General features: G+C 59.0%; 22 protein-coding genes. 7 read left to right on the plus strand and 15 right to left on the minus strand.

The window, feature by feature from the left end; all coding sequences use genetic code 11:
- Nucleotides 1-433: 433 nt before the first annotated feature.
- The gene (locus QCD69_RS02335; RefSeq protein ID WP_253454264.1) at nt 434-1,330 is read left to right on the plus strand and encodes a LysR family transcriptional regulator; all 897 of its coding nucleotides are present in this window, start codon (nt 434-436) and stop codon (nt 1,328-1,330) included.
- Nucleotides 1,331-1,390: 60 nt separating this feature from the next.
- On the opposite strand, the gene QCD69_RS02340 is transcribed toward QCD69_RS02335, so the two are convergent.
- The 7 genes from QCD69_RS02340 to QCD69_RS02370 all read right to left on the minus strand — a co-directional run bounded on the left by QCD69_RS02340 (nt 1,391) and on the right by QCD69_RS02370 (nt 7,864).
- A complete protein-coding gene (locus QCD69_RS02340) occupies nt 1,391-3,040 on the minus strand; it encodes a methyl-accepting chemotaxis protein (RefSeq protein WP_253454265.1) in 1,650 nt (549 codons plus the stop codon).
- Nucleotides 3,041-3,145: 105 nt separating this feature from the next.
- Entirely contained in the window at nt 3,146-3,676 is a 531-nt protein-coding gene (locus QCD69_RS02345) for a PadR family transcriptional regulator (protein ID WP_301250873.1), read from the minus strand.
- A gap of 64 nt (nt 3,677-3,740) precedes the next feature.
- Nucleotides 3,741-4,523, minus strand: a complete 783-nt coding sequence (locus QCD69_RS02350; RefSeq protein WP_253460984.1) for a siderophore-interacting protein — start codon at nt 4,521-4,523, stop codon at nt 3,741-3,743.
- 257 nt (nt 4,524-4,780) lie between these two features.
- Nucleotides 4,781-6,097, minus strand: coding sequence for a PQQ-dependent sugar dehydrogenase (locus QCD69_RS02355; protein ID WP_301250874.1), 1,317 nt, complete (start codon nt 6,095-6,097; stop codon nt 4,781-4,783).
- Between the two features lie 9 nt (nt 6,098-6,106).
- A complete protein-coding gene (locus QCD69_RS02360) occupies nt 6,107-6,532 on the minus strand; it encodes a DUF2231 domain-containing protein (RefSeq protein ID WP_253454268.1) in 426 nt (141 codons plus the stop codon).
- A 117-nt stretch (nt 6,533-6,649) separates the two neighbouring features.
- Entirely contained in the window at nt 6,650-7,363 is a 714-nt protein-coding gene (locus QCD69_RS02365; protein WP_301250875.1) for a GNAT family N-acetyltransferase, read from the minus strand.
- A gap of 72 nt (nt 7,364-7,435) precedes the next feature.
- Nucleotides 7,436-7,864, minus strand: a complete 429-nt coding sequence (locus QCD69_RS02370) for a thiol-disulfide oxidoreductase DCC family protein (protein ID WP_253454270.1) — start codon at nt 7,862-7,864, stop codon at nt 7,436-7,438.
- A 110-nt stretch (nt 7,865-7,974) separates the two neighbouring features.
- Between QCD69_RS02370 and QCD69_RS02375 the strand changes: the two genes are divergently transcribed.
- A complete protein-coding gene (locus QCD69_RS02375; RefSeq protein WP_301250877.1) occupies nt 7,975-9,744 on the plus strand; it encodes a sensor domain-containing diguanylate cyclase in 1,770 nt (589 codons plus the stop codon).
- A 101-nt stretch (nt 9,745-9,845) separates the two neighbouring features.
- Here QCD69_RS02375 and QCD69_RS02380 read toward each other — a convergent pair whose 3' ends face one another.
- Nucleotides 9,846-11,237, minus strand: a complete 1,392-nt coding sequence (locus tag QCD69_RS02380; RefSeq protein ID WP_301250878.1) for an NAD-dependent succinate-semialdehyde dehydrogenase — start codon at nt 11,235-11,237, stop codon at nt 9,846-9,848.
- A gap of 116 nt (nt 11,238-11,353) precedes the next feature.
- Between QCD69_RS02380 and ptrR the strand changes: the two genes are divergently transcribed.
- Together ptrR and QCD69_RS02390 are read left to right on the plus strand one after the other, a co-directional pair.
- Entirely contained in the window at nt 11,354-12,217 is an 864-nt protein-coding gene (gene ptrR, locus QCD69_RS02385; protein WP_253454273.1) for a putrescine utilization regulator PtrR, read from the plus strand.
- 47 nt (nt 12,218-12,264) lie between these two features.
- Entirely contained in the window at nt 12,265-12,810 is a 546-nt protein-coding gene (locus QCD69_RS02390; RefSeq protein WP_253454274.1) for a sterol desaturase family protein, read from the plus strand.
- On the opposite strand, the gene crtB is transcribed toward QCD69_RS02390, so the two are convergent.
- The 7 genes from crtB to QCD69_RS02425 all read right to left on the minus strand — a co-directional run bounded on the left by crtB (nt 12,707) and on the right by QCD69_RS02425 (nt 20,824).
- Nucleotides 12,707-13,663, minus strand: coding sequence for a 15-cis-phytoene synthase CrtB (gene crtB / locus QCD69_RS02395; RefSeq protein WP_301250879.1), 957 nt, complete (start codon nt 13,661-13,663; stop codon nt 12,707-12,709). The genes QCD69_RS02390 and crtB overlap by 104 nt on opposite strands.
- A complete protein-coding gene (locus QCD69_RS02400) occupies nt 13,660-15,141 on the minus strand; it encodes a phytoene desaturase (RefSeq protein WP_301250880.1) in 1,482 nt (493 codons plus the stop codon). Before QCD69_RS02400 ends, crtB begins: the two co-directional genes overlap by 4 nt.
- The gene (crtY, locus tag QCD69_RS02405; RefSeq protein WP_301250881.1) at nt 15,141-16,301 is read right to left on the minus strand and encodes a lycopene beta-cyclase CrtY; all 1,161 of its coding nucleotides are present in this window, start codon (nt 16,299-16,301) and stop codon (nt 15,141-15,143) included. Before crtY ends, QCD69_RS02400 begins: the two co-directional genes overlap by 1 nt.
- Nucleotides 16,298-17,569 carry a glycosyltransferase gene (locus QCD69_RS02410; protein ID WP_301250882.1) on the minus strand — a complete coding sequence of 424 codons (1,272 nt, stop codon included), beginning with the start codon at nt 17,567-17,569 and terminating at the stop codon, nt 16,298-16,300. The genes crtY and QCD69_RS02410 overlap by 4 nt, the downstream gene beginning before the upstream one ends.
- Complete coding sequence (fni, locus tag QCD69_RS02415; protein WP_301250884.1) at nt 17,566-18,609, minus strand: type 2 isopentenyl-diphosphate Delta-isomerase; 1,044 nt, start codon at nt 18,607-18,609, stop codon at nt 17,566-17,568. The genes QCD69_RS02410 and fni overlap by 4 nt, the downstream gene beginning before the upstream one ends.
- 21 nt (nt 18,610-18,630) lie before the next feature.
- The gene (locus QCD69_RS02420) at nt 18,631-19,542 is read right to left on the minus strand and encodes a polyprenyl synthetase family protein (RefSeq protein ID WP_253454280.1); all 912 of its coding nucleotides are present in this window, start codon (nt 19,540-19,542) and stop codon (nt 18,631-18,633) included.
- A gap of 592 nt (nt 19,543-20,134) precedes the next feature.
- On the minus strand, nt 20,135-20,824 hold the full coding sequence (locus QCD69_RS02425) for a hypothetical protein (protein WP_301250886.1): 690 nt from the start codon (nt 20,822-20,824) through the stop codon (nt 20,135-20,137).
- A 490-nt stretch (nt 20,825-21,314) separates the two neighbouring features.
- Between QCD69_RS02425 and QCD69_RS02430 the strand changes: the two genes are divergently transcribed.
- The 3 genes from QCD69_RS02430 to QCD69_RS02440 are packed head-to-tail and all read left to right on the plus strand — an operon-like array spanning nt 21,315 to nt 24,239.
- Nucleotides 21,315-22,076 carry an alpha/beta fold hydrolase gene (locus QCD69_RS02430; RefSeq protein WP_301250888.1) on the plus strand — a complete coding sequence of 254 codons (762 nt, stop codon included), beginning with the start codon at nt 21,315-21,317 and terminating at the stop codon, nt 22,074-22,076.
- 22 nt (nt 22,077-22,098) lie between these two features.
- The gene (locus QCD69_RS02435) at nt 22,099-22,773 is read left to right on the plus strand and encodes a heavy metal response regulator transcription factor (protein WP_125290020.1); all 675 of its coding nucleotides are present in this window, start codon (nt 22,099-22,101) and stop codon (nt 22,771-22,773) included.
- Nucleotides 22,770-24,239 (plus strand): heavy metal sensor histidine kinase, encoded by a 1,470-nt coding sequence (locus QCD69_RS02440; RefSeq protein WP_301250892.1) that lies wholly within the window; start codon nt 22,770-22,772, stop codon nt 24,237-24,239. Before QCD69_RS02435 ends, QCD69_RS02440 begins: the two co-directional genes overlap by 4 nt.
- The last annotated feature ends 130 nt before the right edge of the window (nt 24,240-24,369 follow it).

A 24,369-nucleotide genomic window follows, 5' to 3' on the forward strand; every position in this document is an offset into this window, starting at 1 on the left:
TGTCCGGTTAATATCTGCGCCACTGCCGCTTTTATTTGCTCACCTGAGATAGCTTGTAGCGATTTTGTAATTAAGATAGTTCTGTTTTCATCGAGAGCACTTTCTGGATTGCGCCGAATTTCCCGGGCAAAAAGAGAGGTAAAAAACAAGGTAACTGAATAAGAAATTTCTGATTAAAAAAACGCCGGGGCAACATTCAGATTAGCGGAAAAAAGCGCTTAAAAAGTACCAATAATGACCAGAATAAAGCGAAAATGCCGCACGCGCGACGGATTCAAAAACCTGGCCCGCTTTTGCCGTAAAGATAAGCCTGCCTTTTTTGCAGTGCTTTGATTTAATTTAGAATTACTCAGGTGAATGGCAGGAAGCCGTCGCACCCCGGCCCCAGCCAGGTTACACTTGGTTCCCTGCCTTGTTCACCTCTGAGATAGCCATGCTGAAAGAAAATTTTAACGACCTTATCTCGCTGATGGTGATCGCTCGCGAGAGAAGCTTTACCCGCGCGGCGGCCAGGCTGGGCGTTTCCCAGTCCGCTTTAAGCCATGCCATACGCGGGCTGGAGGAGCGGCTGCAGCTGCGTCTGTTAACCCGAACCACGCGCAGCGTCGCCCCTACCGAAGCGGGCGAACGCCTGATAAAAACCATTGGCCCGCACCTTGAAGAGATTGAAAACGAGCTGGCTGCCCTGCATGAACTGCGCGACAGGCCGTCAGGCAATATTCGCCTTAACGTGGGCGAGCACGCCCTTACCTTCGCCCTGTGGCCCGCAGTAGAACAGTTTTTACAGGCGTGGCCGGAAGTGAATATCGAAATTATGTCCGATAATTCCCTGACGGATATCGTCAGCGGCCGTTTTGACGCGGGCGTACGGCTGGGCGAACAGGTTGCAAAGGATATGATTGCCGTCAGGATCGGGCCGGACTGGCGGATGGTTGTAGTGGGCTCGCCCGCTTATTTCGCTCGCTACGGCAGGCCCGCTACGCCACAGGATCTGCAGCAGCACAACTGCATCAATATGCGCCTGCCGACCATGGGCAGCATCTATGCCTGGGAGTTTGCCAAAGCGCAGCGCGAAATCCGCGTGAAGGTGGACGGCCAGCTGACGCTGAATAATCTGCAAACCCGAATTAAAGCTGCCGTGGCAGGGATTGGCCTGGCGATGGTGCCTGAGGATACCGTTGAGGAAGCGGTTAAGGCAGGCCAGCTGGAAAAGGTGCTGGAAGAGTGGTGCGCGCCTTTTCCGGGCTATTACCTGTACTACCCCAGCCGCCGCCAGCATACCTCCGCCTTTGCGAAGTTTGTTGAGGCGGTTCGCTACAGCGAGATCTGACGGCAAACGCAAAGGCCCGAAGACAGATCGGGCCTTTGATTAATAACGTTTAAACGCCGGTCAGAAGGCTTCCCAGTTATCCGTTGAGGCGGTCGCCAGCACCGGCGATTTCAGCGCTGTCACGCCAGAACGACGGGCTACCTCTTTCCTGCCGGCCAGGCGAAACACGGCTACCGCTTCGTTCAGGCGAGCGGCCTGCTCTTCCAGCGAGGCGGCGGCTGAAGAAGATTGCTCTACCAGCGCGGCGTTCTGCTGCGTCACCTGATCGAGTTCCGACACCGCGATGCCGACCTGACTGATGCCGCGGCTCTGCTCCTCAGAGGCGGAGGAAATTTCATCCATGATATCGCGTACCTGCTGTACCGAGCTAAGGATACCGCTCATTGACTCTTCCGCCTGTCCGGCCAGCCGGGAACCGTTGTCAACGCGGGCCGAGGATTCAGCGATCAGCGCGTTGATATCTTTCGCCGCTACGGCGCTGCGCTGCGCCAGGTTGCGCACTTCTCCCGCCACCACCGCAAAGCCACGGCCGTTTTCGCCAGCGCGGGCGGCTTCTACCGCCGCGTTCAGCGCCAGAATATTGGTCTGGAAAGCGATGCTTTCAATTACGCCGGTGATTTCCGCGATTTTTTTAGAGCTTTCCTGCAGCCCAAAGATGCTTTTTATCACGCCGTCCACGATAGCGCCGCCCTTCTCCGCCGTTTGCGCGGCAGAAAGCGCCAGCTTCGCCGCCTGATGCGAATTGTCCGCGTTCTGCTTCACCGTGGCGGTGATCTGTTCCATGCTGGCGGCGGTTTGCTCCAGCGAGGCTGCCTGCTCTTCCGTACGGGATGAGAGATCGTTGTTGCCCGCCGCAATTTCGCTGACGCCGGTTAAAATCGTATCCGCGCCGTTGCGCACGTTACCCACGGTTTTCACCAGCGACTGTTGCATTACCGCCAGGCCGGAAAGCAGATGGCCCATCTCGTTACGGGCGCGCGGATCGACCGCTATCTGCTCCGTCAGATCGCCCTGTTCAATAGCGTTGATATGCCCCAGCGCGCGCGCCAGCGGCTGGATCAGCACGCGTTTGATCACCGACCAGCTGACGATCACAGCGCTCAGCACCACCAGCAAAATAGCGCCCATCAGCCACAGCATCTGCGTGAATACCTGCTTGCTTTCAGCGGAGGTGGTCTTCGACAGCTGGCCAACGGCGGCGCGCCAGCGATCGTAATCGCCCTGCATAATCTTCTGGTTGCCCGCAACGTTAATGCTGAACAGGCCGGTTAAATCGCGGCGTGAAGCGATTTCCATCAGCTGATTAAGCTGTCCGGCGTACGCCTGGTAGCTTTGCGCCAGCCTGCTGTTAAGCGTGGCATCGAGTCCGGGAATAACCGGCCCGTTCTGGTAGTTTTTAAAATCGCGATCGGCCAGCGCCAGCTGCGCTTTGCCGTGCGCGACCATACCGCCCACTACGCTGCTGGTCGGCCCCTCTTTTTGCAGCCAGATCACCACGCGGTTAACGTCCGCACGCGCCGCGTTAAGTTCATACCAGGCATTGGTCAGCGCGGTCACCTGATCGCTGGCCGTCGAGGCGGTTTCGAAGCTCTCTTTATTGTGATCCAGCGCGCTGAGGAAGAGGATGCCAGCGACAAGCTGTAGGGTGCCGAAGGCAATGATCGTGCTGAGCAAGAACGAGGAGGTTTTGATTCGGGAAAAAACGGACATAGCCACACCTGATTATTGTTTCAGAAGCGACTTATATCGGCAAAGTTACCGGTAACATTAGAAAAAAAACGTGATTATTTATGTTGATAGGCAAATGGCCCTGCATCAGCTGCGCTCGATTTTACGCGCGGCTTCATCCAGCGCATCAATGATGTCGTGCAGCGTCTGCTGCGGCAGCGCCGACTGGGAAAGGCGCATATTCAGCGCCATACGCATATTGTTGATGGCCCGCTCCACTTCCGGAATGCTGCGGTTATTGACGAGGATCGCCATCGAGCTGAGTCGGTTAATGATGTCATGCAGCGTTTCCTGCCCTTCTGCCAGCTGGCGCTCTCCTTCCCGGGTCAGGCTATAGGCCTTGCGCGCCGCCTGCGGATCGCGGGATTCGATGCATTCCATTTCCTCCAGCAGCGTCAGGTTGGGATAAATAATGCCGGGGCTGGGGCTGTATTCGCCTTTGGATAGCTCTTCAATCGTCTTGATTAGCTCGTAGCCGTGTGCGGCGCCCTGTGCGATAAAGTGCAGAAGCAGCAGGCGAACGTCGCTGGCGTCCAGCATCTTTTCGCGCCGTTTTCTCCGCGCGGCGCTGGCCGGGCCGCCGGATAAGTCATATTGAGAACTGCGCTGTGATTTCATCGCCTGCCCGAGCCTGTTTGAAGGGGATTGATAGTAAGTTAGCCCCCTGAAAAATACAACAACCCTACTTATCGTGCCAGTAAGCCACCGCACGGACGAAATCGGCGTCGCGCTCGCGCTTGCCGATAAAGTAGTCGCTGAGCTGCTTCACCGCCGCGCCTTCGCCCGTCAGCCAGATAAAGTAGTCGTCCGTCGGTAAGGCAACCTTATCCAGGTCGGCGATAAGCGATCCGACGCCAGCCTGCATTTTGCCGCTACCCAGCCAGACGATTTCCACGTTTGGCGGATCGCCAAGATAGGCTTTGCCCTGCGCTGCGTCGACAAAGGCATAAAGCCTTACCGGCCTGTCGCCAAGCGAGGTCAGCCGTCGTTTGAACGCGGGCAGCCCCGTTTCATCGCAGACGTAAAGCTGGAAAGCGTAATCCTCCGGCACGATCAGCGAGCCGCGCGGGCCGCCGATAGCCAGCCTGTCGCCAGGGTGCGCCGTAACGGCCCAGTCGCTGGCTACGCCCGACTCGTGCAGATAAAAATCCAGCGTCAGCCTGTTTTTCTGCGCGTTAAAGTACAGCGGCGTGTAGTCGCGCGCCAGCGGACGAATGCCGTCTTTCCAGACGATGCCCTCTTCCGTGACCTGGGGCAGATAAAGCTCGCCGGTGGCGGGATCCGGGAAAAAGACCTTAACGTGATCGTCGAAGCCCGCCGAATTAAAACCGGCCAGCGCTTCGCCGCCGAACTCAATGCGGTAGAAGCTGTTGGCGACGAAAGTTTTCGCAATCACTTCTACCGGACGAAAACGCAGTTCATTTCTTACGCGACGGGGAGCGCGACCTGTTTTTTCGGTCAAAATAATTCTCCTGACGGGGGCTGGCCCGTAATAGTAAACCGTAATTATTCTCAATAGCGGAGGAAAATATATCTATGATATATCTTAACCGCAAGCGGATATTTGCTCAGCGTCTGACCACCCGCACAAATAGTCCCTGGAAAACCGCGCAAAAAAAGCCGCCGGGCAGAATGCCGGGCGGCTTGATAGTGATGACAAATTTAAAAGGACGCGCCGCCGTTTTTACAGCGCCACCACGGCGGCAGAGGTTGATAATAAAGTTAAGGCGCAGTCGCGCCGGTGACGCGCCAGACCACGTTTCCGGCATCGTCGGCAATCATCAGGCCGCCCTGTTTATCCATGGTCAGGCCTACCGGCAGGCCGCGAACCGATTTTTGATCGTCAGTGAGGAAGCCGGTGACCACCGGCTCTGGCTGACCCTGCGGCATACCGTTGCGGAAGGCGACCCACACCACCTGATAGCCGTTCAGCGGCTTGCGGTTCCAGCTGCCGTGCTCGCTGACAAAAGCGCCGCCACGGTATTTCTCCGGCAGGTTGGTGCCGGTATAGAACCACAGTCCCAGCGGCGCCACGTGCGAGCTGAGCGCATAGTCAGGCTTAATCGCTTTTTTCACCAGATCCGGGCGCGGCGGCTGCACGCGTTCGTCCACGTGCTGGCCGAAATAGCTGTAAGGCCAGCCGTAAAAGCCACCTTCCTGTACCGAAGTCAGGTAGTCCGGCACCAGATCGGCACCGATTTCATCGCGCTCGTTAACGATGGCCCACAGCTTGCCGGTTTGCGGCTCCCACTGCATCCCGGTGGGGTTGCGCAGCCCGCTGGCGTAGATCCGGCTGGCGCCGCTAGCCGCATCGACTTCCAGGATGTCGGCCCGACGATACTCCGCGCCGATGCCGTTTTCAGTGATATTACTGTTGGAGCCGACGCCAACATAGAGTTTGCTGCCGTCCGGGCTGGCCAGCAGCGACTTGGTCCAGTGATGGTTAATAGGCCCGCCCGGCAGCTCGGTCAGCTCGGTGCCGGGATCGGTAATCTTCGTCGCGCCGCTCTCATACCGATATTTCATCAGCGAGTCGGCATTCGCCACATATAGCGTGTCGCCGATCAGCTGCACGCCAAACGGCGAACGCAGGTTTTCCAGGAAAGGATATTTTTGCCAGCTTTTGCCGTCGCTGCTGCGCAGCAGCGTAATGCGATTGCCGCCGGCGCCGCCCTTGCCGGAGGCCTTTTGAACCAGACCGGTCACCAGCTGCTTCGGCTGGCTGGTCGGCGCTGCCGGAGCGCTGCCTTCCACCACCAGGATATCGCCGTTTGGCAACGTGTAGAGCTGGCGCGGATGCTGAAAACCGTCCGCAACTTTCTCTATCTTCAGGCCATCCGCGACTTTGGGCTTTTCACCCTCTTTCCATGGCGTACCGTTCGGAACCTTCATGGGTGGGACAAGGAAGTTTTTTGCCGCCGGCAGCTCCGGATTTGCACCGGTTTGCTTTGCAGGATCGATTTTAGCGCCGTCGTCACAGCCGGCGAGCAGCAGCGAAACCGATACGGCCAGCAGTGAGAGTGTGGTTGACGTTTTCATAACTCCTCCTTAAGCGGTGCGATCGCGCACGGCGAGCTGCACGTTGGCGAACAGCATCAGAACCACCGCCAGGGTGGAGAGAATAACGCCGGCAGGCACCACGGCCCACGCGTCGCGGCTGTGTATAAAGGCGTTAAAGATTTCCAGGATAATAGCCAGCAGATAAGCCCAAAAATGCACTTTTATCGCCGATCCCTGCGGATAAGAGACGCCCACCCAAACCTGCACAAGGTTAATCAGGCGAGGAATAATCGCGATTATCAACCCGATAGCGATCAGCCAGCTCGCCGCCTGCGTCCAGAAGATTTCGGTACTGTAGAGATAAATAATGTCGAAGATCCAGCCCGCCACAAAAAAGCCGAGCGGGACAGGATGAAACAGCGAATAAACGGCCACCGCAAAAGTCGAATGGCGGGATGTTACCTGGGAAGTCATTTACCGGCTCCTTAAACAGGGAAAATGCGCGCGGCCCGAAAGCAATGCGGCAGCGCAGACTGTAAAAGGTTAGTAAAGTTAATGACTTCTTGTTTAATAATATGAAGAAAATTAGGATTATGCCCGCTGCTGGCGTAAATCGGCCAGCGAATGCCGCTGCACGCCTGCAGCGTCAAAATTGCTGACGTCCAGCCAACGCTCAAAGGCTTCGCGCAGCGCGGGCCATTCTTTATCAATAATGGAAAACCAGGCGGTATTGCGGCTGCGACCCTTATAGACCATGGCCTGACGGAACAGCCCTTCATAGCGAAAGCCGAGGCGCTCCGCTGCCCGCCGCGAAGGCGCGTTGAGGCTGTCGCACTTCCATTCGTATCGACGATAGCCCAGCCGATCGAAGGCGTAACGCATCAGCAGAAAATGGCTTTCGGTAGAGAGCGGCGTGCGCTTCAGCGCGGGCGAAAAGGTCACGTACCCCACCTCCATCACGCCGTGCGCTGGCTCAATTCTCATCAGCGCCAGCGTGCCGACCGCGCGGCCGCTTTGTCGATCGATCACCGCGAAATGCAGCGGATCGCGGCTGGCTTCGGCCCGGGCAAGATAGTCGCGAAGCTCCTCCGCGTTAAAAGGGCCGGCAGGCAAATAAGTCCAGTCCCGATCGTCTTCGGCGCTGCGCCACGCGGCCAGCAGATCCTCATAGTGACGGGCGCTTTCCAGCGGCTCCAGCACGCAGAAGCGCCCCGCCAGCGCCATGCGTTCAGGCAAAGGGCGCGGCGTCCATTCGGGAAGCGGTTCACCAACCGGCTGTTGAAATTCATTTAATCGCACGGACAATTTTCACCTCAGGCAATAACTACGTTGATTTTCCAGCATAACCTGCCGCACAACGAAAGCCAGTAGTGTTTGTTACCTGTCGATAAACCGGCCCGGATAGTCCGCCGGCGGTTTTTGTCGCTCATTAAATCGGCCAAACAGCCGATAACGGTTTTGTGCGATCAGATTGTAGCAGCGGTCGCTGATGAACTTTGGACAGAAGCGCAGTACCGAAAGCGCTCGCCACGGCCACGGCAGCCCAAGCATAACGCGGAAAATAGCGTCGGCGCGCAGATAAACCTGCCCCCGTTCAAGCAGCACAATGGTATTGATTTCGTCAGGCGACATACCGGCGGCTTTCAGCAGGGATTTGCCTTTTTCAGTCTGAACCGCGGCCAGGCGTACGGTGCGGCGCCTGTCATAGCGCAGCAAAAAATTGACCCAGCCGTTACAGAGTTTGCACACGCCGTCATAGAGCACAATGCGCTCCTGCGACGGCAGAGTTTCAGCAGTATCGGACATAGCATCACCAAAGTCAGATAAAAATAAAAAGCCGCTTGTATGCGACCAGACCTTAAGCCTGGCCTGAAAAGCGGCATACATCCATTTTGAATCGTTTCAGGAACACCAGAATGCCGACTCCTCAAGGCGAAACCCGCTACCAGCTGGCGTTAGAGATGCTGACAGCAGACGACGCGGGACGGGATGAAATTCTCAGCAAGTTCACCCGGCTCACCAGCGAGCTGCTGAATATTCCCGGTAGCTTCGTGTCGATTATGAACGAGCACCAGCAATACATTAAGGCGGCGCGGAATTTCTCGCTACAGCAAAGCTCGCTGGAAGACGCGCTCTGTCGGCACACGCTCGCCAGCGGCGAGGTCATGGTCTGTCCCGACACCCATCTGGACGAACGGTTTAAGGCGCACCCGCTGATTAAAGACTCGCCCTATATCCGTTTTTACGCGGGCGCGCCGCTGAAAATGCGCGACGGCGCCATTGTCGGCACCCTGTGTGTTACGGACGTGCTGCCGCATATTTTCACTGAGGAACAGGTGAAGCTGCTGGAGCTGCTGGCGGAGATCATGACCGCCTGGCTGGACGCCTGGTATCACACCAGCCTGCGTGACGCTGTCACTCTTTTGCCCAATCGTCAGAGCCTGCTGCGTGATTTGGAGCAGCTGGAGGATGGCGGCATTATTCAGCCCTACAGCCTGGTACTGATTGACTGCATTGATATGGCACGCGCCTACGACATCGCCCGCGCGCTGGGGATGTATGCGCTGGAAGCTCTGCTGCAAAACATCGCCGCCCTGCTGCGTACGCGCCTGCAGCTCAGAGACGATGACCGGCTTTATACCGTGTCGAAAGGCCGGTTTGCGCTGCTTTCCGCCGGTAAAACGTCCGGCTGGCCAAAACAGCTGAGCGAAAAGCTGGGTCAGGTACGCGCGCGTATAGGCGAAGAGATTGCTATCGATCTGACTCTTCACCTGGGCGAAGTCTCTTTTGCGCCTGCGCTCTGCCCGCCGGTTGAAGCGCTGCGGCGCGGCGTCAGCGCGCTGCATGAGGCTATCGGCCAGGGCCTGCCCTACGCCGCTTTCGATCTGGAGAGCGATAACCGCCGCAAGCTGGATTTTCTGCTGCTGCACGATCTGGCGGAAGCGCTGCGCAGCGAAGGCGGGCTTTATCTGGTTTATCAGCCGCAGATCTCGTTGCACAGCGGCCTGCCGGTAGGCATGGAGGCGCTGCTGCGCTGGCAGCATCCCCGCCTCGGCAACCTGCCGCCGTTACAGTTTCTGCCGCTGGCGGAGCAAACCAACCTGATGGCTGGCGTCACCGACTGGGTGATCGTCAGCGTGCTGGCGCAGCTTAAGCTCTGGCGGGCAAAAGGCATTAACCTGCCCGTGTCGGTCAACGTCAGCGTCAGCGATCTGGCCCGTGAAGGCTTTGCCGACTGGCTGGAAAGGATGCTGCTGCGGGCGGGCCTCTCCAGCGATTTGCTGAGTATCGAGTGCCTGGAAACGGAAAAGCTGCTGGAAAGCCCGGATGCGATGCGCGGCCTGAATCAGCTCAAGCTGCGCGGCTTCACGCTGGCACTGGACGATTTCGGCAGCGGCTACAGCAATATTAACTATCTGAAGCGCATTCCAATGGACGTCATCAAGCTGGATCGTTCGCTGATCGCGCCGCTTGCTGCCGACGGCGGCAGCCAGATTGTGGCGCGCCACGTGATAACCATGCTTAAGGAGCTGAACTATATTGTGCTGGCGGAGGGCGTGGAGGATGAGGAAACGCTGCTGATGCTGCGCGGATTCGGCTGTGATGAAATTCAGGGCTACTTTTGCAGTAAACCCCTTCCGGCGGAAGGGGTTGAGCAATGGCTTAAGAGCGGGAAAACGCCTTAGATCAGGCGCCTGCGCAGACGATCGGCTCAGGATGCAGCCCAAAGGGTCAAATCAGGAGCCTGCGCAGACGGTCAGCTCAGCATCCTGCTCAAAGGATCCAATCAGGATTCTGCCCAGACGGTCTGCGCGTTGGTAAATTCCCGAATACCAAAGTGGGACAGCTCGCGACCGTAGCCGCTGTGCTTCACGCCGCCAATCGGCACGCGCGGGTCGGAGAAGCTCGGCGTATTGATAAACATACCGCCGGTTTCCACCTTCGCGGCCAGCCTGCGGGCTTTCGCCACGTCGCGGCTCCACAGGCTGCCGCCCAGGCCGAACTCGGAGTCGTTAGCCAGCGCAATCGCGTCGTCCGCGTCCTTCGCCACAATCAGCGAAGCAACCGGGCCAAACAGCTCCTGCTTAAAGCTGGTCATGCCGGGTTTGACGTTGCTCAGCACGGTAGGCGCATAGAAGTTCGCCTTGCCCTGCATCACGTGGCCACCCAGCAGGCACTCCGCGCCTTCGGCGATGGTAGCCTGAACCTGAGAATCCAGCTCGTCGCGCAGATCGAAACGGGCCATCGGGCCGATATAGGTCGCCTCGTCACGCGGATCGCCCACCACCAGCTCTTTTACCGCCGCCACGAATTTGTCGCGGAACTCGGCAAAAACGGCCTCCTCCACGATAATCCGCTTAGCAGCCATACAGACCTGGCCGCCGTTCATAAAGCGACCCGCCACCGCGCCTTTCACCGCCGCATCGATATCGGCGTCGGCCAGCACGATAAAGGCATCGGAACCGCCCAGCTCCAGCACGCTTTTCTTCACCGCCGCGCCCGCCAGCGCCGCAATAGCCGCGCCTGCGCGCACGCTGCCGGTCAGGGTCACGGCCGCGATGCGTGAGTCTTTGATAATAGTAGCGACGGCGTCGTTATCGGCATTCAGGACGCTAAACAGTCCCTGCTGCACGCCCGCTTCCGCCAGCACGGATTGCAGCAGCAGCGCGCTGCCCATAATGCTTGGGGCCGGTTTCAGCAGATAGCTGTTGCCCGCCATAATAATCGGCACCGCGCCGCGCAGCACCTGCCATACCGGGAAGTTCCACGGCATCACGGCCAGGATCGGGCCAATCGGCAGATAGTTGACGTGCGCTTTTTCGTTTTCAACCAGCGTGGCTTCCGGCGCCAGGATTGTTGGCCCCTGTTCCGCATACCATTCACACAGGCGCGCGCATTTTTCCACTTCGGCCAGGCTCTGGGTAATCGGCTTGCCCATTTCGTCGGTCATCATTTCCGCCAGCGCGCGAGCATGTTTACGCAGGCTGGCCGCCATGTTCAGCAACAGCTGGCTGCGTTCCGCCACCTCGCTGTGACGCCAGTGCTGAAACGCGCCGTGGGCCTGCGCCAGCGCGGTTTCCACCTCGGCGGCGGTAGCGAAAGGCGTCTGGCGAATGATGTCGCCGGTAAAAGGGTTACGGGATACGGCGCCCGCCTGAACTGCTGATGAAGTCGTCATAAGATCCTCCGTCGGCCTCTCAGGCCGGTTGGTGATAGTGACGCTATCTTAGCCTTGCGCATCCTTCCTGAAAAATGAATAATAATGAAAATATCCTGCTCAAAATGAGAATGTTTATGGATCTGACTCAGCTGGAAGTGTTCCGCGCCATCGCGGAAGAAGGCAGCGTGACGGCGGCAGCGGGTAAACTGCACCGCGTTCCTTCTAATATTTCTACCCGCCTGCGCCAGCTGGAGGACGAGCTGGGCACGGCGCTGTTCAGCCGCGAAAAACTGCGCCTGCATATTACCGACGCGGGCCGCACGCTGCTGGATTACGCCAACCGCATCCTGGCACTGACTGAGGAGGCGCGCCTTCAGGTTTCCAGCCAGCATCCTGCCGGCGTCTTTACCCTTGGCGCGATTGAGAGCACCGCCGCGGTGCGGCTGCCGCCGCTGATTGCCCGCTATCATCAGGCCTGGCCGGAGGTAGAGCTGGATCTCTCTACCGGGCCGTCCGGCGCGATGACCGACGGGCTGCTGGCGGGCGAGTTCAGCGCGGTATTTATCGACGGGCCGCCGAAGCATCCGCAGCTGGAAGGCATCCCGGTTTTTAACGAGGAGATGGTGCTGATCTCTTCGCTGAACCATCCGCCGGTCACCTGCGCCAGGGAAATTTCAGGCGCCACTATTTACGCTTTCCGCGCCAACTGCTCCTATCGCCGTCTGTTCGAGAACTGGTTCGCCCGTGAAAACGCGTCGCCCGGCAAGATTTTCGAGATGGAGTCCTATCACGGCATTCTGGCCTGCGTCAGCGCGGGCGCCGGGCTGGCGCTGATCCCGAAAAGTATGCTGGAGAGTATGCCCGGCAGAGACAGCGTCAGCGCCTGGCCGCTGAGCGACAGCATGGGCGAGCTGGCGATCTGGCTGGTGTGGCGCAAAGGCAGCGGCTCCGCCAATCTGCGGGCGATGGTGAAGATGTTAGAAGCCGTGCAGGAGTAATAGCGCTGAACTACGCTTAACCCACCTGATACCGGATGGAAAAAACTATGTTGTGGCTGTACAACACATTGATTGTGCTGGCGACTATCGCCGCGATGGAGATTATCGCGGCGCTGGCGCACAAATATATTATGCACGGCTGGGGTTGGGGCTGGCACCTTTCCCACCACGAGCCGCGCAAGGGCTGGTTTGAAGTAAACGATCTGTACGCCGTGGTGTTCGCCGTGCTCTCTATCGTGCTGATCTATCTGGGCAGCATCGGCTACTGGCCGCTGCAATGGATCGGCGCAGGTATGACCGCCTATGGCCTGCTCTATTTTATGGTGCACGACGGTCTGGTGCACCAGCGCTGGCCTTTCCGCTACGTGCCCCGCCGTGGCTATCTGAAACGCCTGTATATGGCGCATCGTCTGCATCACGCGGTGCGCGGCCGGGAAGGCTGCGTCTCTTTCGGTTTTCTCTATGCGCCGCCGGTAGATAAACTTCAGGCTACGCTGCGCCAGCGGCACGGTCGCCGCCGCCGCCGGGACGCTGCCACAGGGCCGCAGAACGAGGCGGCGCAGCCTGCTTCCCGCGAGAAGCCAGCGCCCTGACCGCCCCGCCCGCCAGCAGGCCCAGCTTTTCCGCCTTGCTGGTGCCCTGGCGGCGATCCCAGGCTTTGCTGCCGGCGCGATCGACCTTCACGCCGATTTCCCGATAGACGCCGCGCGCGGTGGCGATAGCCCAGGCGGAGCGCAGCGGCAAACCGGCCAGGCCCGCCTCGGCCGACGCATAGTAAGGTTCAGCCGCCGCCACCAGCCGCTGCGCCACTTTCGCCAGCCGGTCGCGACTGGCCGGTTGCGCATAGTTTTCCAGCGTGAGTCCTTCTTCAGCCAGCCAGTTAATTGGCAGATAGCAGCGGCCGTTTCCGGCGTCCTCAACGATATCGCGGGCGATATTGGTCAGCTGAAAAGCCAGCCCCAGATCGCAGGCCCGATCCAGCACCGCTTCATCACGCACGCCCATCACTCGCGCCATCATCAGGCCAACCACGCCCGCTACGTGATAGCAGTAGCGCAGCGTATCGTCCAGCGTGGGGTAAAGATCGCCACGCACGTCCATAGCGTAGCCTTCCAGATGATCGAACGCCTGCTGCTGCGGAATGGCATGGGCCAGCGCCACCTCCTGAAACGCGGCGAAAGCGGGATCGCTCATCGGCTCGCCCGCGCAGGCGCGCAGCGTTAACGCCTTCAGCGTTTCCAGCCTTTGCAGCGGCGTGCTTTGCGCGGCGGCGGCCTGAAAGCCCAGCTGCTGATCGTCGATCACGTCGTCGCAGTGGCGGCACCACGCGTAAAGCATCAGCGCGCTGCGCCGGGTGGCCGGATCGAACAGTTTGGCGGCGGTGTCGAAGCTTTTCGATCCCGCCGCCATGGTTTCCGTGGCATGGCTGAGCAGCGCCTCATTCATCGTGCCCTGTCCTCCAGCATCAGGCTGGCGGTCACTTTCGCAGAAGCGATCACGCCGGGAATGCCCGCGCCGGGATGGGTGCCCGCGCCGACCACATAGAGGTTATCGATTTTGCTGTCGCGATTGTGCGGCCGGAACCAGGCGCTCTGCGTCAGCAGCGGCTCTACGGAGAAGGCGGAGCCCAGATGCGCGTCCAGCTGGTCGCGGAAATCAAACGGCGTAAAGATGCGCTGCGTCACCAGCTGCTCGCGCAGGCCTGGCATGTAGTGCTCCTCCAGATAGGCGAAGATGCGATCGCGCAGGCGCGGCCCCTCCACGTCCCAGTCCAGGTTCGCCGTTCCTAAGTTAGGCACCGGCGCCAGCACATAGAAGCTGCCGCAGCCCGGCGGCGCCAGCGAGGGATCGGTTACGCACGGCGAGTGCAGGTAAAGAGAGAAGTCATCCGCCAGCTTGTCATGATGGAAAATCTCCTCAATCAGCTCTTTGTAGCGCGGCCCGAAGCAGACCGTATGGTGCGCCAGCTGGCTGTGCGGATTGTTCAGGCCAAAATAGATCACAAACAGCGAGTTGCTCATACTTTTTTTCTTCAGCGCGGCGGCCTGCGCAGCGCCATGAGGATGATGACCAAGCAGTTTGGCGTAGGTTTGCACCACATCGGCATTGGAAGCGACGGCCGCGACTTCAATCCGTCGACCGTCGGCGGTGATCGCCGCCGTAATATGGTCGCCTTCCGTTTCCAGCTTTTTAACCGGCGTGTTCAGTTCAAGTTGACCGCCCAGCTCGCAAAAAAGTCGGGTCAGGCCCTGGATCATCGCGCCGGTGCCGCCGCGCGCAAACCAGACGCCCCACTCGCGCTCCAGCGCGTGGATCAGCGTATAAATGGACGAGGCCGCAAAAGGATTGCCGCCCACCAGCAGCGAGTGAAAAGAGAACGCCTGGCGCAGATGTTCGTTTTTAATAAACTTCGACACCATGCTGTAAACGCTGCGCCACGCCTGTAAGCGGATTAGCTGCGGCGAGACTTTAACCATGTCGCCGACCGAGAGAAAAGGCACGCTGCCGAGCTTAAGGTAGCCTTCTTTGAAGACCTCGCGCGAGTAGGCATGAAAGCGGCGATAGCCTTCTACATCGTCAGGATTGAACCGTGCGATCGCCTCTTCCAGCTGCTGCTGATCGTTGTCGTAATCCATCACCTCGCCCGACTCCCAGCAGAGGCGGTAAAAAGGCTTGACCGGCAGCATATCGATAAAGTCTGCGGTGCGCCGTCCGGCCAGCGTAAACAGCTCTTCAATCGCCGAAGGATCGGTGATCACCGTTGGCCCGGCGTCAAAAGTAAATCCTTGATCTTCGTAAACATAAGCGCGGCCGCCGGGCTTATCACGCGCTTCCAGCAGCAGCACGGGCACGCCCGCCGCCTGTAAACGGATAGCCAAAGCCAGGCCGCCAATACCGGCGCCAATTACAAGTGTTTTTTTCATCAGAAAGCTCGCAGCCGGGGAGATTTTTTTAACACGGCCAGCAACGCCTCGCCGACCGGTACCGGGGGCTTGCCTGTAAGGATCCGTGCCATATCTAAAGGTTTGAGACGACCGGCGTAAAATCTGGCGATCAGCCCATCGTCTAACTGATAGAAGCGCTGCATAACCTGCCAACGCCGCTCCGGCCGTCCGGCCAGAAACAGCATCCGGTTGAGGATGCGAAAGAAGCGCTGACGCCGCCACTGCCGGGCCATAAACTGCCCGATTAGCGGGTGCAGCCGCTCGTGCGTCGGCCTGCCGTTGTCGGCAATCAGGTCGGCCAGCGTCGCCGCCAGCGGCAGCGAGTAGCCGGTAGTAGCATGAAAGAGGCCCGCGCGCAGACCGCTGCAAAGCTGTTCCCGTTCCTGACGGAAAGCCCGTGGCTGCCCCTGGAGCGTGATCGGCAGAACGCCCTGCTCTTCGCGCTGGAGATGTTGCAGCGTCCAGCCCTGATCCTGCGCATAGTCGGCGATCCGCTGCCGCGCCTCGTTGGCGTCCAGCGCCGTACTGTCCTGATAGTGTGTGTCCTCGATCAGCAGCGTGTCTGCCGACAGCGGCAGCGTATAGACGAAACGGTAGCTCTGCTGCTGATCCACGGTGGCATCCATCAGCACAGGCCGCGTCAGCCCGTGCGGCGCCGCCAGCCGCCATTCCTGTCCCAGAAAGGCCTGTAGCCCTACCGTCAGCCAGGGGCTGGGCTGATAGCCGCGCCCGTCAATCACCGCGGCGGCGTGCAGCGTGCTGCCGTCCGCCAGCGTGACGCCGTGTGGCGTGATGTCGCTTACCTCGCACGACGTTAAGAGATTTTCGCCCAGCGCCGTTTCCAGCGCCTGCGCAAAGCTTTCCGCCGTCACGCTAAGGTAGTCGCCCGGCAGCGTGCGCGTGTAGCGAGGAAAACGCACCTCGTAGCCCTGCCAGCGGTGCGCCACCAGCGGACGCAGCCATTCATGCTGCGCGGGCGTTAAGTCATCTTCATGAAAAGACCAGGTGTGATTGCCGCCCGCGCGCGCGCCCGCCTCCAGCATCAGCACCTTCAGCCCTGGCTGCCGCTGGCGCAGCCGCAAGGCTATCAGCCCGTTGGCCAGCCCGCCGCCCACCAGAATTACATCCCATTTCGTCATCCTGTCGCCTTAATCCTTTCCGAACGCGAACCCAGCGCCTGTTCTACGATATCCGCCGCCCTTTGCGCGCCGCCTGCCTGACTTAGCTGGCGCTGCGCCTCTTTCATCCTGCTGTGACAGCCTTTGTCCTGAAGCAGCGCGGCCAGCTGTTTCGCCATCGTTTTGCTGCTGGCGAAGCGGGAAACGCGACGGCCCAGGCCATTCCAGACAACGCGAGACGCAACGCCGGGCTGATCGAAAGCGACAGGCACAGCCAGGATCGGCGTCGAGCTGCTGACGGCGTCCGCCACGGTATTCAGGCCGCCGTGAGTGATCACCGCCTGCGCCTGCTGCAACACGCTCAGCTGATCGGCAAAATCCGTTACCCAGTAGGCGCCGCAGGCTTCCAGCTCCGCCTCCTGGCCGGGCGTCAGGCCGCCGCAGTGGGCGATCAGCAGCTGGACATGCAGACGACGGCAGGCGCGAGCGATGGTCCTGAACAGGCGGAAGCGGTGCCCCTGTAACGTGCCCAGCGAGGCGAAAACAAAGGGGCGCGAAGAGAGCAACGGCCAGAAGCGCCGTTCCGTGGTGGTCGGACGCAGCGGCCCGACCTGGTAAAAATGCGCCGGCAGCGCGTGGCGCGGAAAATCCAGCGCGGGCACGGTCTGGCTGATTTGCGCCAGCGGCGACAGACATTCATGCAGCCCCGTGCGCGGCGCCAGGCCAAAGCGCTCGGCGTGGCGCGCAATCACGCGGCCGTGGCTGCGCATCATCCAGTCATAGATGCGTTGGCTGGTGCGAAACAGCTTTTGCGCCCGCGGGTCGGTGCCGTAGCCAAACGACATTACCGGCAGCGGAATGCCCGGCTCGCGGTTGACCGGCAGCGCGCAGGCGACGGAAACAAAAGGCAGCGCCATGCCTTCCGCTACCAGTCCGCCAGCCGCCTCCATCTGATCGACGATCAGCCCGTCGACCCGCAGCTGCTTTAACACGCGCGGCAGCTCGCGGCACAGCATATCCGTGGCGCGGGACATATCTTTAATCAACGCGAACAGCGACATGCCGGCAGGCGAAGCGGCCAGCCTGAGCGTGCGGGCCAGGCTGCCGGGCGGATGGGAATCCTCACCGACGGGCTGAAAAGCGATGCGCGGATCGTTGAGCAGCGCGCCCGCCTCCGCCTGATGAATAAACGTAACCTGATGACCCCGGTCAATCAGCGCCTGCGCCAGCGCCTGTAAAGCCTGCCAGTGGCTGTACAGCGGCGGCGCAACCACGGCGTAATGACTCATGCTTCGCTCCTGTTGCGGGAAAGCTTTGCCTGCCGCAGTTCGCTCAGGCTGGCGCTGCCGGTACAGAAGCAGGCGATCCTGAGCTGGGCGATAACGGTCTGGAAGTGCGTGACGGTCGCCTCATAAGAGGCATTGGCGCTGGCGAGCACCGCCGCCGCCTGCCCCACCAGATCGGCGCCCAGCGCCAGCGCTTTTGCGACGTCGATACCGTTGGCGATACCGCCGGAGGCGATCAGCGGCAGGGTCGGCAGCGCGGCGTGAACGCTGCACAGCGCGTCGGCCGTTGGAATGCCCCAGTCGGCAAACGCCATCGCCATGGCGCGCATTTCAGGGCGCGACGCTCTTTCCGCCTCTACCGCTGCCCAGCTGGTGCCGCCAGCGCCCGCGACGTCAATCATCGCGACGCCCGCCTCGCTCAGACGGCGCGCCACCGCGGGTGAAATACCTGCACCGACCTCTTTCACCACGACCGGCACCTCAAGCTGCTTCACCAGCAGCGCGATGGCGTCCAGCACGCCGCGCCAGTCGCGGTCGCCGCCTTCCTGTAGGGCTTCCTGCAAGGGGTTAAGATGCACGATCAGCGCATCCGCCTGGATCATATCCACCGCGCGACGGGCATAGTCCAGCCCGCGCTGGCCGTGGATCTGCGCCGCGCCAAGATTAGCCAATAGCGGCACATCCGGCGCTATCGCACGCAGCTCGCTGGTCAGGCCAAAGCTGACGTCGCTTTCCAGCGCCACGCGCTGCGAGCCGACGCCCATCGCCAGGCCCAGCGTCTGCGCGGTACGAGCCAGATTAAGATTGATGTCGCGGGCGCGGGCCGCGCCGCCGGTCATCGAGCTGATCAGCAGCGGCGCGCGTAGCTGACGGCCAAACAGCGTAGTGCTGAGATCGATGTTGTCCAGATCCAGCTCGGGCAGCGCGCAGTGCTCAAAGTGCCAGTGTTCAAATCCGGTGCGGCTTTTACGGGCGTCGGCAGCCGGGTTGAGTACGATATCAAGATGATCGTTCTTACGCTGTATAAGGTTCGCGTCCTTCATTCACGCTCCGTTTGTGAATACTTAGCTAAAGGTCGCCAGCTGCTGGCTGAACCAGCTATGCATAAAACGCCGCGTCGCCAGGCCGTGCTGGCAGACGGAGAGATGCTGATCGGCGCTGTGCAGATGCTCGTGCAGGCGTGAGCGCACCGCCTCGGCGCCCAGCAGCGCCACCAGCGTCGATTTTCCGGCGTCCTTGTTAATATCTTTTCCCGTGCCGCTACAGCCGTCCGCCAGATCGTCGAGCAGCTGAAAAGCCTGGCCCAGATCGCGTGCGAAACAGCCCAGCTTCTGGCGCACGGCTGGCGTTGCATCCGCCGCCAGCGCCGCTATTTGCAGCGTGGCGCTAAATAGCATACTGGTTTTCAGGTCGTTGGTATCGGCTATCGCTTCTTCGCTGCGCGCCGTCGCGCCTTCGTTAAGATCGCGGAACTGTCCCTGCACCAGCCCTTGCAGACCCACGGCGGCGGAAAGCTCCGCCACGGCCTGGGCACGACAGGCATCCGACAGCCCTTCGGCGCCAGCCACCACGCCAAAAGCGTTGCTGAGCAGCGCAACTGCCGCGAGGATCGCCACGTCCTGGCCGAACTGACGATGGATAGTGGGCCGTCCGCGCCGCAGCGCCGCGTTATCCATACAGGGAATATCGTCCAGCATCAGCGAAGCGGCATGAACCATCTCCACCGCGCAGGCGAGATCGAGCAGTCCCGGATGATTTTTGTCGCAGCCCAGGTCGTATGCCGCCAACAGCAGCAGCAAAGGACGAATACGTTTGCCTGGCGCCAGTGCGCCTTCACGCATCGCCGCGCCAACCCGGTCGCGTTCGCCACCCGCGGGCAGGAGCTGGTCAAGACGCTGATGCAGCGCGTCGCGCAGCGCCCGCAGCTCGCTTTCCTGACTCAGTGATTCTTTCGCGTTGGTTATAGTTGCCGTCACTGGTTTTCCCGTCATAACGAGTGAATTAAGAGACCGTCGTGGCCCGCTCGCCCTTTTTTCGTCGTCGGGGCGACGACGGTCATGCTCATAAGAGCTAACGCTATTTCCGTTAAGCCTGGATGATGCTTAGCGAAAAAACAAAAACATTGCATTAATACTTGTAAAAACAAGTAATTAATCAGCAAGGCCCGCTATTTTTGGCTTTTATGTCTACAAAATAGCTAAACAGACAGCCTCTTTACTGCCTGTTGACATAAAAAAACCCGCCTGGCGGGCTTTTTTAGTGTAGTTCAATTAACAGGATAGCGAAGGCTATTGTTCTTTATGGGTAAAAATTGGAACCCCGTGCTCAGGGCTGGCGGAAAATCCATCTGCACGGAGCTCGTTATATGTGCTGTACGTACAGGTTTAGCGGCGGCCGAGCCGTAAAGTTCTGTTAAGTGCATAGCGGTATGGATCGTGGGCTTGAACCTGCGGGCTATAAATGGGATGAACCGCCGGTTAATACTGGCGGCCGTTTTATTGGCTGTATAAGCCGCTTTAGTGGTCATCACCACCTGATTAAAGCGCGCATGTCATCGTCAGCTTTATATCAATCCCAGGCGCAAGCTTCACACATATGATCCACATCCAGTCCCAGCTGCGTAAGAAATGCCCCCATGATGACTATTTCTGCCACAAATGCTAACCCATCGCTTAAGAAAAGCGCGGCCAGCTGCGCTGAAATAACAGTGCCCATAATGACCCAGTTATACCAGGCGAAATTTGTTTCAAGCGCGCCGAGAAATTGTCGAATACCCGTCAATTTCCAGATAGCGCTGAGCAGGTTGAAAACCGCCTGACCTGTCGCGCGCGCGCCCTGCGCATTACGGAACGCCTGAAGTAACAGCTGCAAGCCATTTAGCTGCGCTGCATTCAACTGACTGGCAATCTGTGCCGCCGCCCGTTGAGCCGGTGCTCCCGCTATGCCGCAATACTGTAGCCCAACAGACAGGACGTCACAGATGACGGTAATTTCCCACATAGTGCATTCACTAACGCCCGTCTTATTTGGTGCAGAGTCAAGTTCCAACTCTGCGGCGGCGGCGGGTTCTGCTGATTCAATGTCATAGCGGCCATTTACCAGATCGTACATGTCATGCACCGCTTTATCCCTGTCAAAAGTCTGCCCTGGGGGAGGCGGATTATCTGCAAGAAGTTGATCGAGATGGGGTAATACGGTTGCCCTGAAAGTATCAAAGTCCTGATTTTTCAATTGATCGGATGCGGTTGGCTCAGTCATGGCTGGCTATCCTCTGATGAGATATAAACAATTGATAAGTATTAAATAATTAATTGTTATACGGAAAATATTTGAATGAAAATTAATCAGACGAATGTACTTTAAAAGGAATCATTAATAATTCTATAGGATGGTCGTTGGTGTGCAAGTCAAGGGGCCGCTTTAAGTGATAGTCGTCCTCACCTGGCCAAGGGTCGCATGAAAGCAGACAAAGAAAACTCGCTATGTCTTTATCAGCAGGCTAACGGGAGCCGCACCGCAAATGCGGCTTCCCGCGAGGCTATATAAGCGCAACGGCTTTCGGCGACATACGCCTGTCAGAGGTCACCGCTATTTCAGCCTTGCGCGAATCTGCCTCTGCCGTTAATCAGTACCAGATCACCCACATCCCCTTCCCTCCGGCGTCATTTTTTTGTCATCACTCCCTCACCCTGATGTCAGCGCCGGTTTCCTATCCTGTAGACGAACTTTCCTAATCAGGAGCACGATCATGAAACTGAAAAAAGTTGTTCTTGCAGTGAGTATGCTGGTGGCAATCGCAGGCGGCACGGCGCAGGCTCAGGCGCAGCCGGTCAAGAATATTGTGCTGGTTCACGGCGCTTTCGTCGGCGGCGCGGGCTGGCGCGCGGTGTACGATCGGCTGACGCATGATGGTTATAACGTGACGCTGGTGCAGGAACCCCTGACCAGCTTTGCGCAAGACGTGGCCGCGACGCGTCGCGTTCTCGATCGACAAAACGGCCCGGTGATTTTAGTGGGCCACAGCTACGGCGGCGCGATTATCAGTGAAGTGGGCAACGACAATAAAGTGGCTGGTCTTGTGTATATTGCCGCGCACGTGCCGGAAAATGGCGAAACCGAAGCCGATAACGGCAAAAAAATCCCCAATAGCGCGCATCCGTTTGTAAAATCGAGCGATGGCTATCTCTCTATTGCCCCGGAATATTATCATGGCGATTTCGCTGCCGACCTGCCTGCCGCCCAGGCCGATTTCGAAGCCCATGCGCAGATGCCGACCAACGCAGCAGTGTTCACCGCCAACATTCCCCATCCGGCATGGAAAACGCGACCCAGCTGGTACATGGTGGCGAAAGCTGACAAAATTATCAGCCCCGATCTGGAACGTCTGTACGCCAAACGCGCACACAGCCATACGGTGGAAATTGCCGGTGCCAGCCACTCGGTGTATCAGTCGCATCCTGATGAGGTTGCGCGGTTGATCGAGCAAGCCGCGCAGCACGCACTGCCTTAACAGGGTTCACAGGGAGAAGCGCATGAAAATTTTAGTGATTGAAGATGAAGTCAAGGCACGCGAATACATGCGCAAAGGATTGACGGAAGCGGGGTTTATCGTCGACGTGGCGGAAAACGGCCAGGACGGCCTGTTTTACGCGCAGGAGCATCATTACGATTTGATTTTACTCGACGTAATGATGCCCTGTATGGATGGCTGGCAGGTGATGACGGCGCTCGATAAACAGATCCATACGCCGGTGATCTTCCTGACGGCCAAAGGCACGCTGGAAGACCGTATTAAAGGGCTGGAGCTGGGCGCGGATGATTATCTGGTCAAGCCCTTTTCGTTCGCCGAGCTGCTGGCGCGCGTCCGCACGCAGCTGCGACGCGGCAGCCTGCAAAAGCTGCCGGATGTGCTGACGCTGGCCGATTTGCAGCTCGATATTGTTAAACGCCGCGTCGAGCGCGACGGTCAGCGAATCGACCTGACCAACAAAGAGTTCAACCTGCTGCATCTGTTTCTGCTGCATCCTGGCGAAGTGCTGACCCGCACCCTGATTGCTTCCCGCGTGTGGGATATGAATTTTGACAGCGACACCAACGTGGTGGATGTGGCGGTGAAACGCCTCCGGCAGAAAATTGATGGCCCCTTTGCCCAACCGTTGATCCATACCGTGCACGGCGTGGGCTATCGCTGCGAAGCAGAACCGTGAAAAAATACTCTCTCGCGGCGCGTCTGTCGCTTATGTTAAGCGCCACGGTGATGGCGATTTTTGCACTCATTGGCCTTGCGCTTTATCACTCGCTGGCCATACAAATTGGGCTACGCGACGATGGCGCATTGCTGACACGTATCGATCAGATCCGCACGCTGTTACGCGATGAAGATGCCATTACGCTTATCCAGCAGAAGCCGCGTTTGTTTGCCAATATGCTGGGTAACACCGAGTCTTTACTGGTGCTGCGTTTTCCCGGCCAGCCACCGCTGATTGCGGTCAATCCCGGCCGGCGCCCTCTTCCCGTTATTACGCCTGTCGCCGCTGACCAGCCGCTGACGCTGTCGTCCGTTCATCACTTTGCCAGCGACGACGGCACGCCTTTTATCGCGGCGTCGGCACTCACGCCCACGCGCGACGGCAGCGGACAGATTGAGATCGTCACCGGTCGCCTGATGAGCAATCGCACGCAAACGCTGCACGGCTACCGTAATCAAATTATCCTGGCGACTTCCCTGGCTGCCTTACTGGTGGCAGCCATAAGCGTCTGGCTGGTGCGGCGCGGTTTATCCCCACTCCGCCGCCTGACAACCGAGGCGAACGCGATCGATGTGCGTCATTTATCACGCCGCATGCCCGATCAGGCTCAGGCTGAACTGCAGCCGCTTATCGCTGCTTTTAACCAAATGCTCGGTCGCCTTGAAGGCGGCTACCAACAGCTGAGCCAGGTTGCTGCGGATATGGCGCACGAGCTGCGCACGCCGATCGGTACGCTGATCGGCCAGACCGAAGTGGCGCTGAGCCAGACGCGCAGCCTTAGCGATTATCAGGCGTTATTAGGCTCCAATTATGAAGAGCTGGAGCGTCTCGCCAGGATGATCGACAACATGCTGTTTCTTGCCAGGGCGGAAGACGCCAGCCAGTCGATAGCTATTCAGCGCATCGATCTGGCGCAGCCTGGTGAGAAATTGCAGAGCTATTTTGACAATATGGCGGAAGAAAAGGCGATGCGGCTTGAGATAAGGCTGGATGGCGAACTGTCTGCCGACCCGCTGCTGGTGCAACGCGCGCTGGCGAATCTGATAGCGAATGCGCTGAGCTATGGCGAGCGTAACACCACAATCCACGTCTATAGCAAGGCGCAGCCGCACGCCATCGAACTGGTAGTGGAAAACAATGGCCCGGTGCTGAGCGCCGAGTACCAGTCGCGCATTTTTGACCGTTTCTGGCGCGCTGACACCTCACGTCATCAGGGCAGCAGCGGGCTGGGATTGTCTATCGTGCGCAGTATTATGCGATTACATCAGGGAAGCTGTGAGGTAAACAGCGAGCACGGCGTCAATCGGTTTACGCTGCGCTTTCCCGCTAACGCTGCGAATGCCGTCGTCGACGTTTCTCCCGGCCATAGTGGTAAGAACAGCGAACGGGCAAAAAGCCCGGCTTCAGCTGCATCAGGATCCTGAACGGTGGCGCGTACGTCATGCACAGGCTGCGATAAGCCAAATTCGCCATCGGGTTTCGGGCATTACCCGATGTCAGTTGCAGACCCTGAAGAGCGCTGTTTCCCGGAAAGCGCCGTTCTGAAAGCTGGCC

The sequence above is a fragment of the Erwinia sp. PsM31 genome (assembly GCF_030433775.1).
GTDB classification, from domain to species: domain Bacteria; phylum Pseudomonadota; class Gammaproteobacteria; order Enterobacterales; family Enterobacteriaceae; genus Erwinia; species Erwinia aeris.

Coding starts and splice junctions, on each gene's coding strand:
- QCD69_RS02335 (WP_253454264.1), top strand. CDS start 434: ATGCTGAAAGAAAATTTTAACGACCTTATCTCGCTGATGGTGATCGCT.
- QCD69_RS02340 (WP_253454265.1), bottom strand. CDS start 3,040: ATGTCCGTTTTTTCCCGAATCAAAACCTCCTCGTTCTTGCTCAGCACG.
- QCD69_RS02345 (WP_301250873.1), bottom strand. CDS start 3,676: ATGAAATCACAGCGCAGTTCTCAATATGACTTATCCGGCGGCCCGGCC.
- QCD69_RS02355 (WP_301250874.1), bottom strand. CDS start 6,097: ATGAAAACGTCAACCACACTCTCACTGCTGGCCGTATCGGTTTCGCTG.
- QCD69_RS02360 (WP_253454268.1), bottom strand. CDS start 6,532: ATGACTTCCCAGGTAACATCCCGCCATTCGACTTTTGCGGTGGCCGTT.
- QCD69_RS02370 (WP_253454270.1), bottom strand. CDS start 7,864: ATGTCCGATACTGCTGAAACTCTGCCGTCGCAGGAGCGCATTGTGCTC.
- QCD69_RS02375 (WP_301250877.1), top strand. CDS start 7,975: ATGCCGACTCCTCAAGGCGAAACCCGCTACCAGCTGGCGTTAGAGATG.
- QCD69_RS02380 (WP_301250878.1), bottom strand. CDS start 11,237: ATGACGACTTCATCAGCAGTTCAGGCGGGCGCCGTATCCCGTAACCCT.
- ptrR (WP_253454273.1), top strand. CDS start 11,354: ATGGATCTGACTCAGCTGGAAGTGTTCCGCGCCATCGCGGAAGAAGGC.
- QCD69_RS02390 (WP_253454274.1), top strand. CDS start 12,265: ATGTTGTGGCTGTACAACACATTGATTGTGCTGGCGACTATCGCCGCG.
- crtB (WP_301250879.1), bottom strand. CDS start 13,663: ATGAATGAGGCGCTGCTCAGCCATGCCACGGAAACCATGGCGGCGGGA.
- QCD69_RS02400 (WP_301250880.1), bottom strand. CDS start 15,141: ATGAAAAAAACACTTGTAATTGGCGCCGGTATTGGCGGCCTGGCTTTG.
- crtY (WP_301250881.1), bottom strand. CDS start 16,301: ATGACGAAATGGGATGTAATTCTGGTGGGCGGCGGGCTGGCCAACGGG.
- QCD69_RS02410 (WP_301250882.1), bottom strand. CDS start 17,569: ATGAGTCATTACGCCGTGGTTGCGCCGCCGCTGTACAGCCACTGGCAG.
- fni (WP_301250884.1), bottom strand. CDS start 18,609: ATGAAGGACGCGAACCTTATACAGCGTAAGAACGATCATCTTGATATC.
- QCD69_RS02425 (WP_301250886.1), bottom strand. CDS start 20,824: ATGACTGAGCCAACCGCATCCGATCAATTGAAAAATCAGGACTTTGAT.
- QCD69_RS02430 (WP_301250888.1), top strand. CDS start 21,315: ATGAAACTGAAAAAAGTTGTTCTTGCAGTGAGTATGCTGGTGGCAATC.
- QCD69_RS02435 (WP_125290020.1), top strand. CDS start 22,099: ATGAAAATTTTAGTGATTGAAGATGAAGTCAAGGCACGCGAATACATG.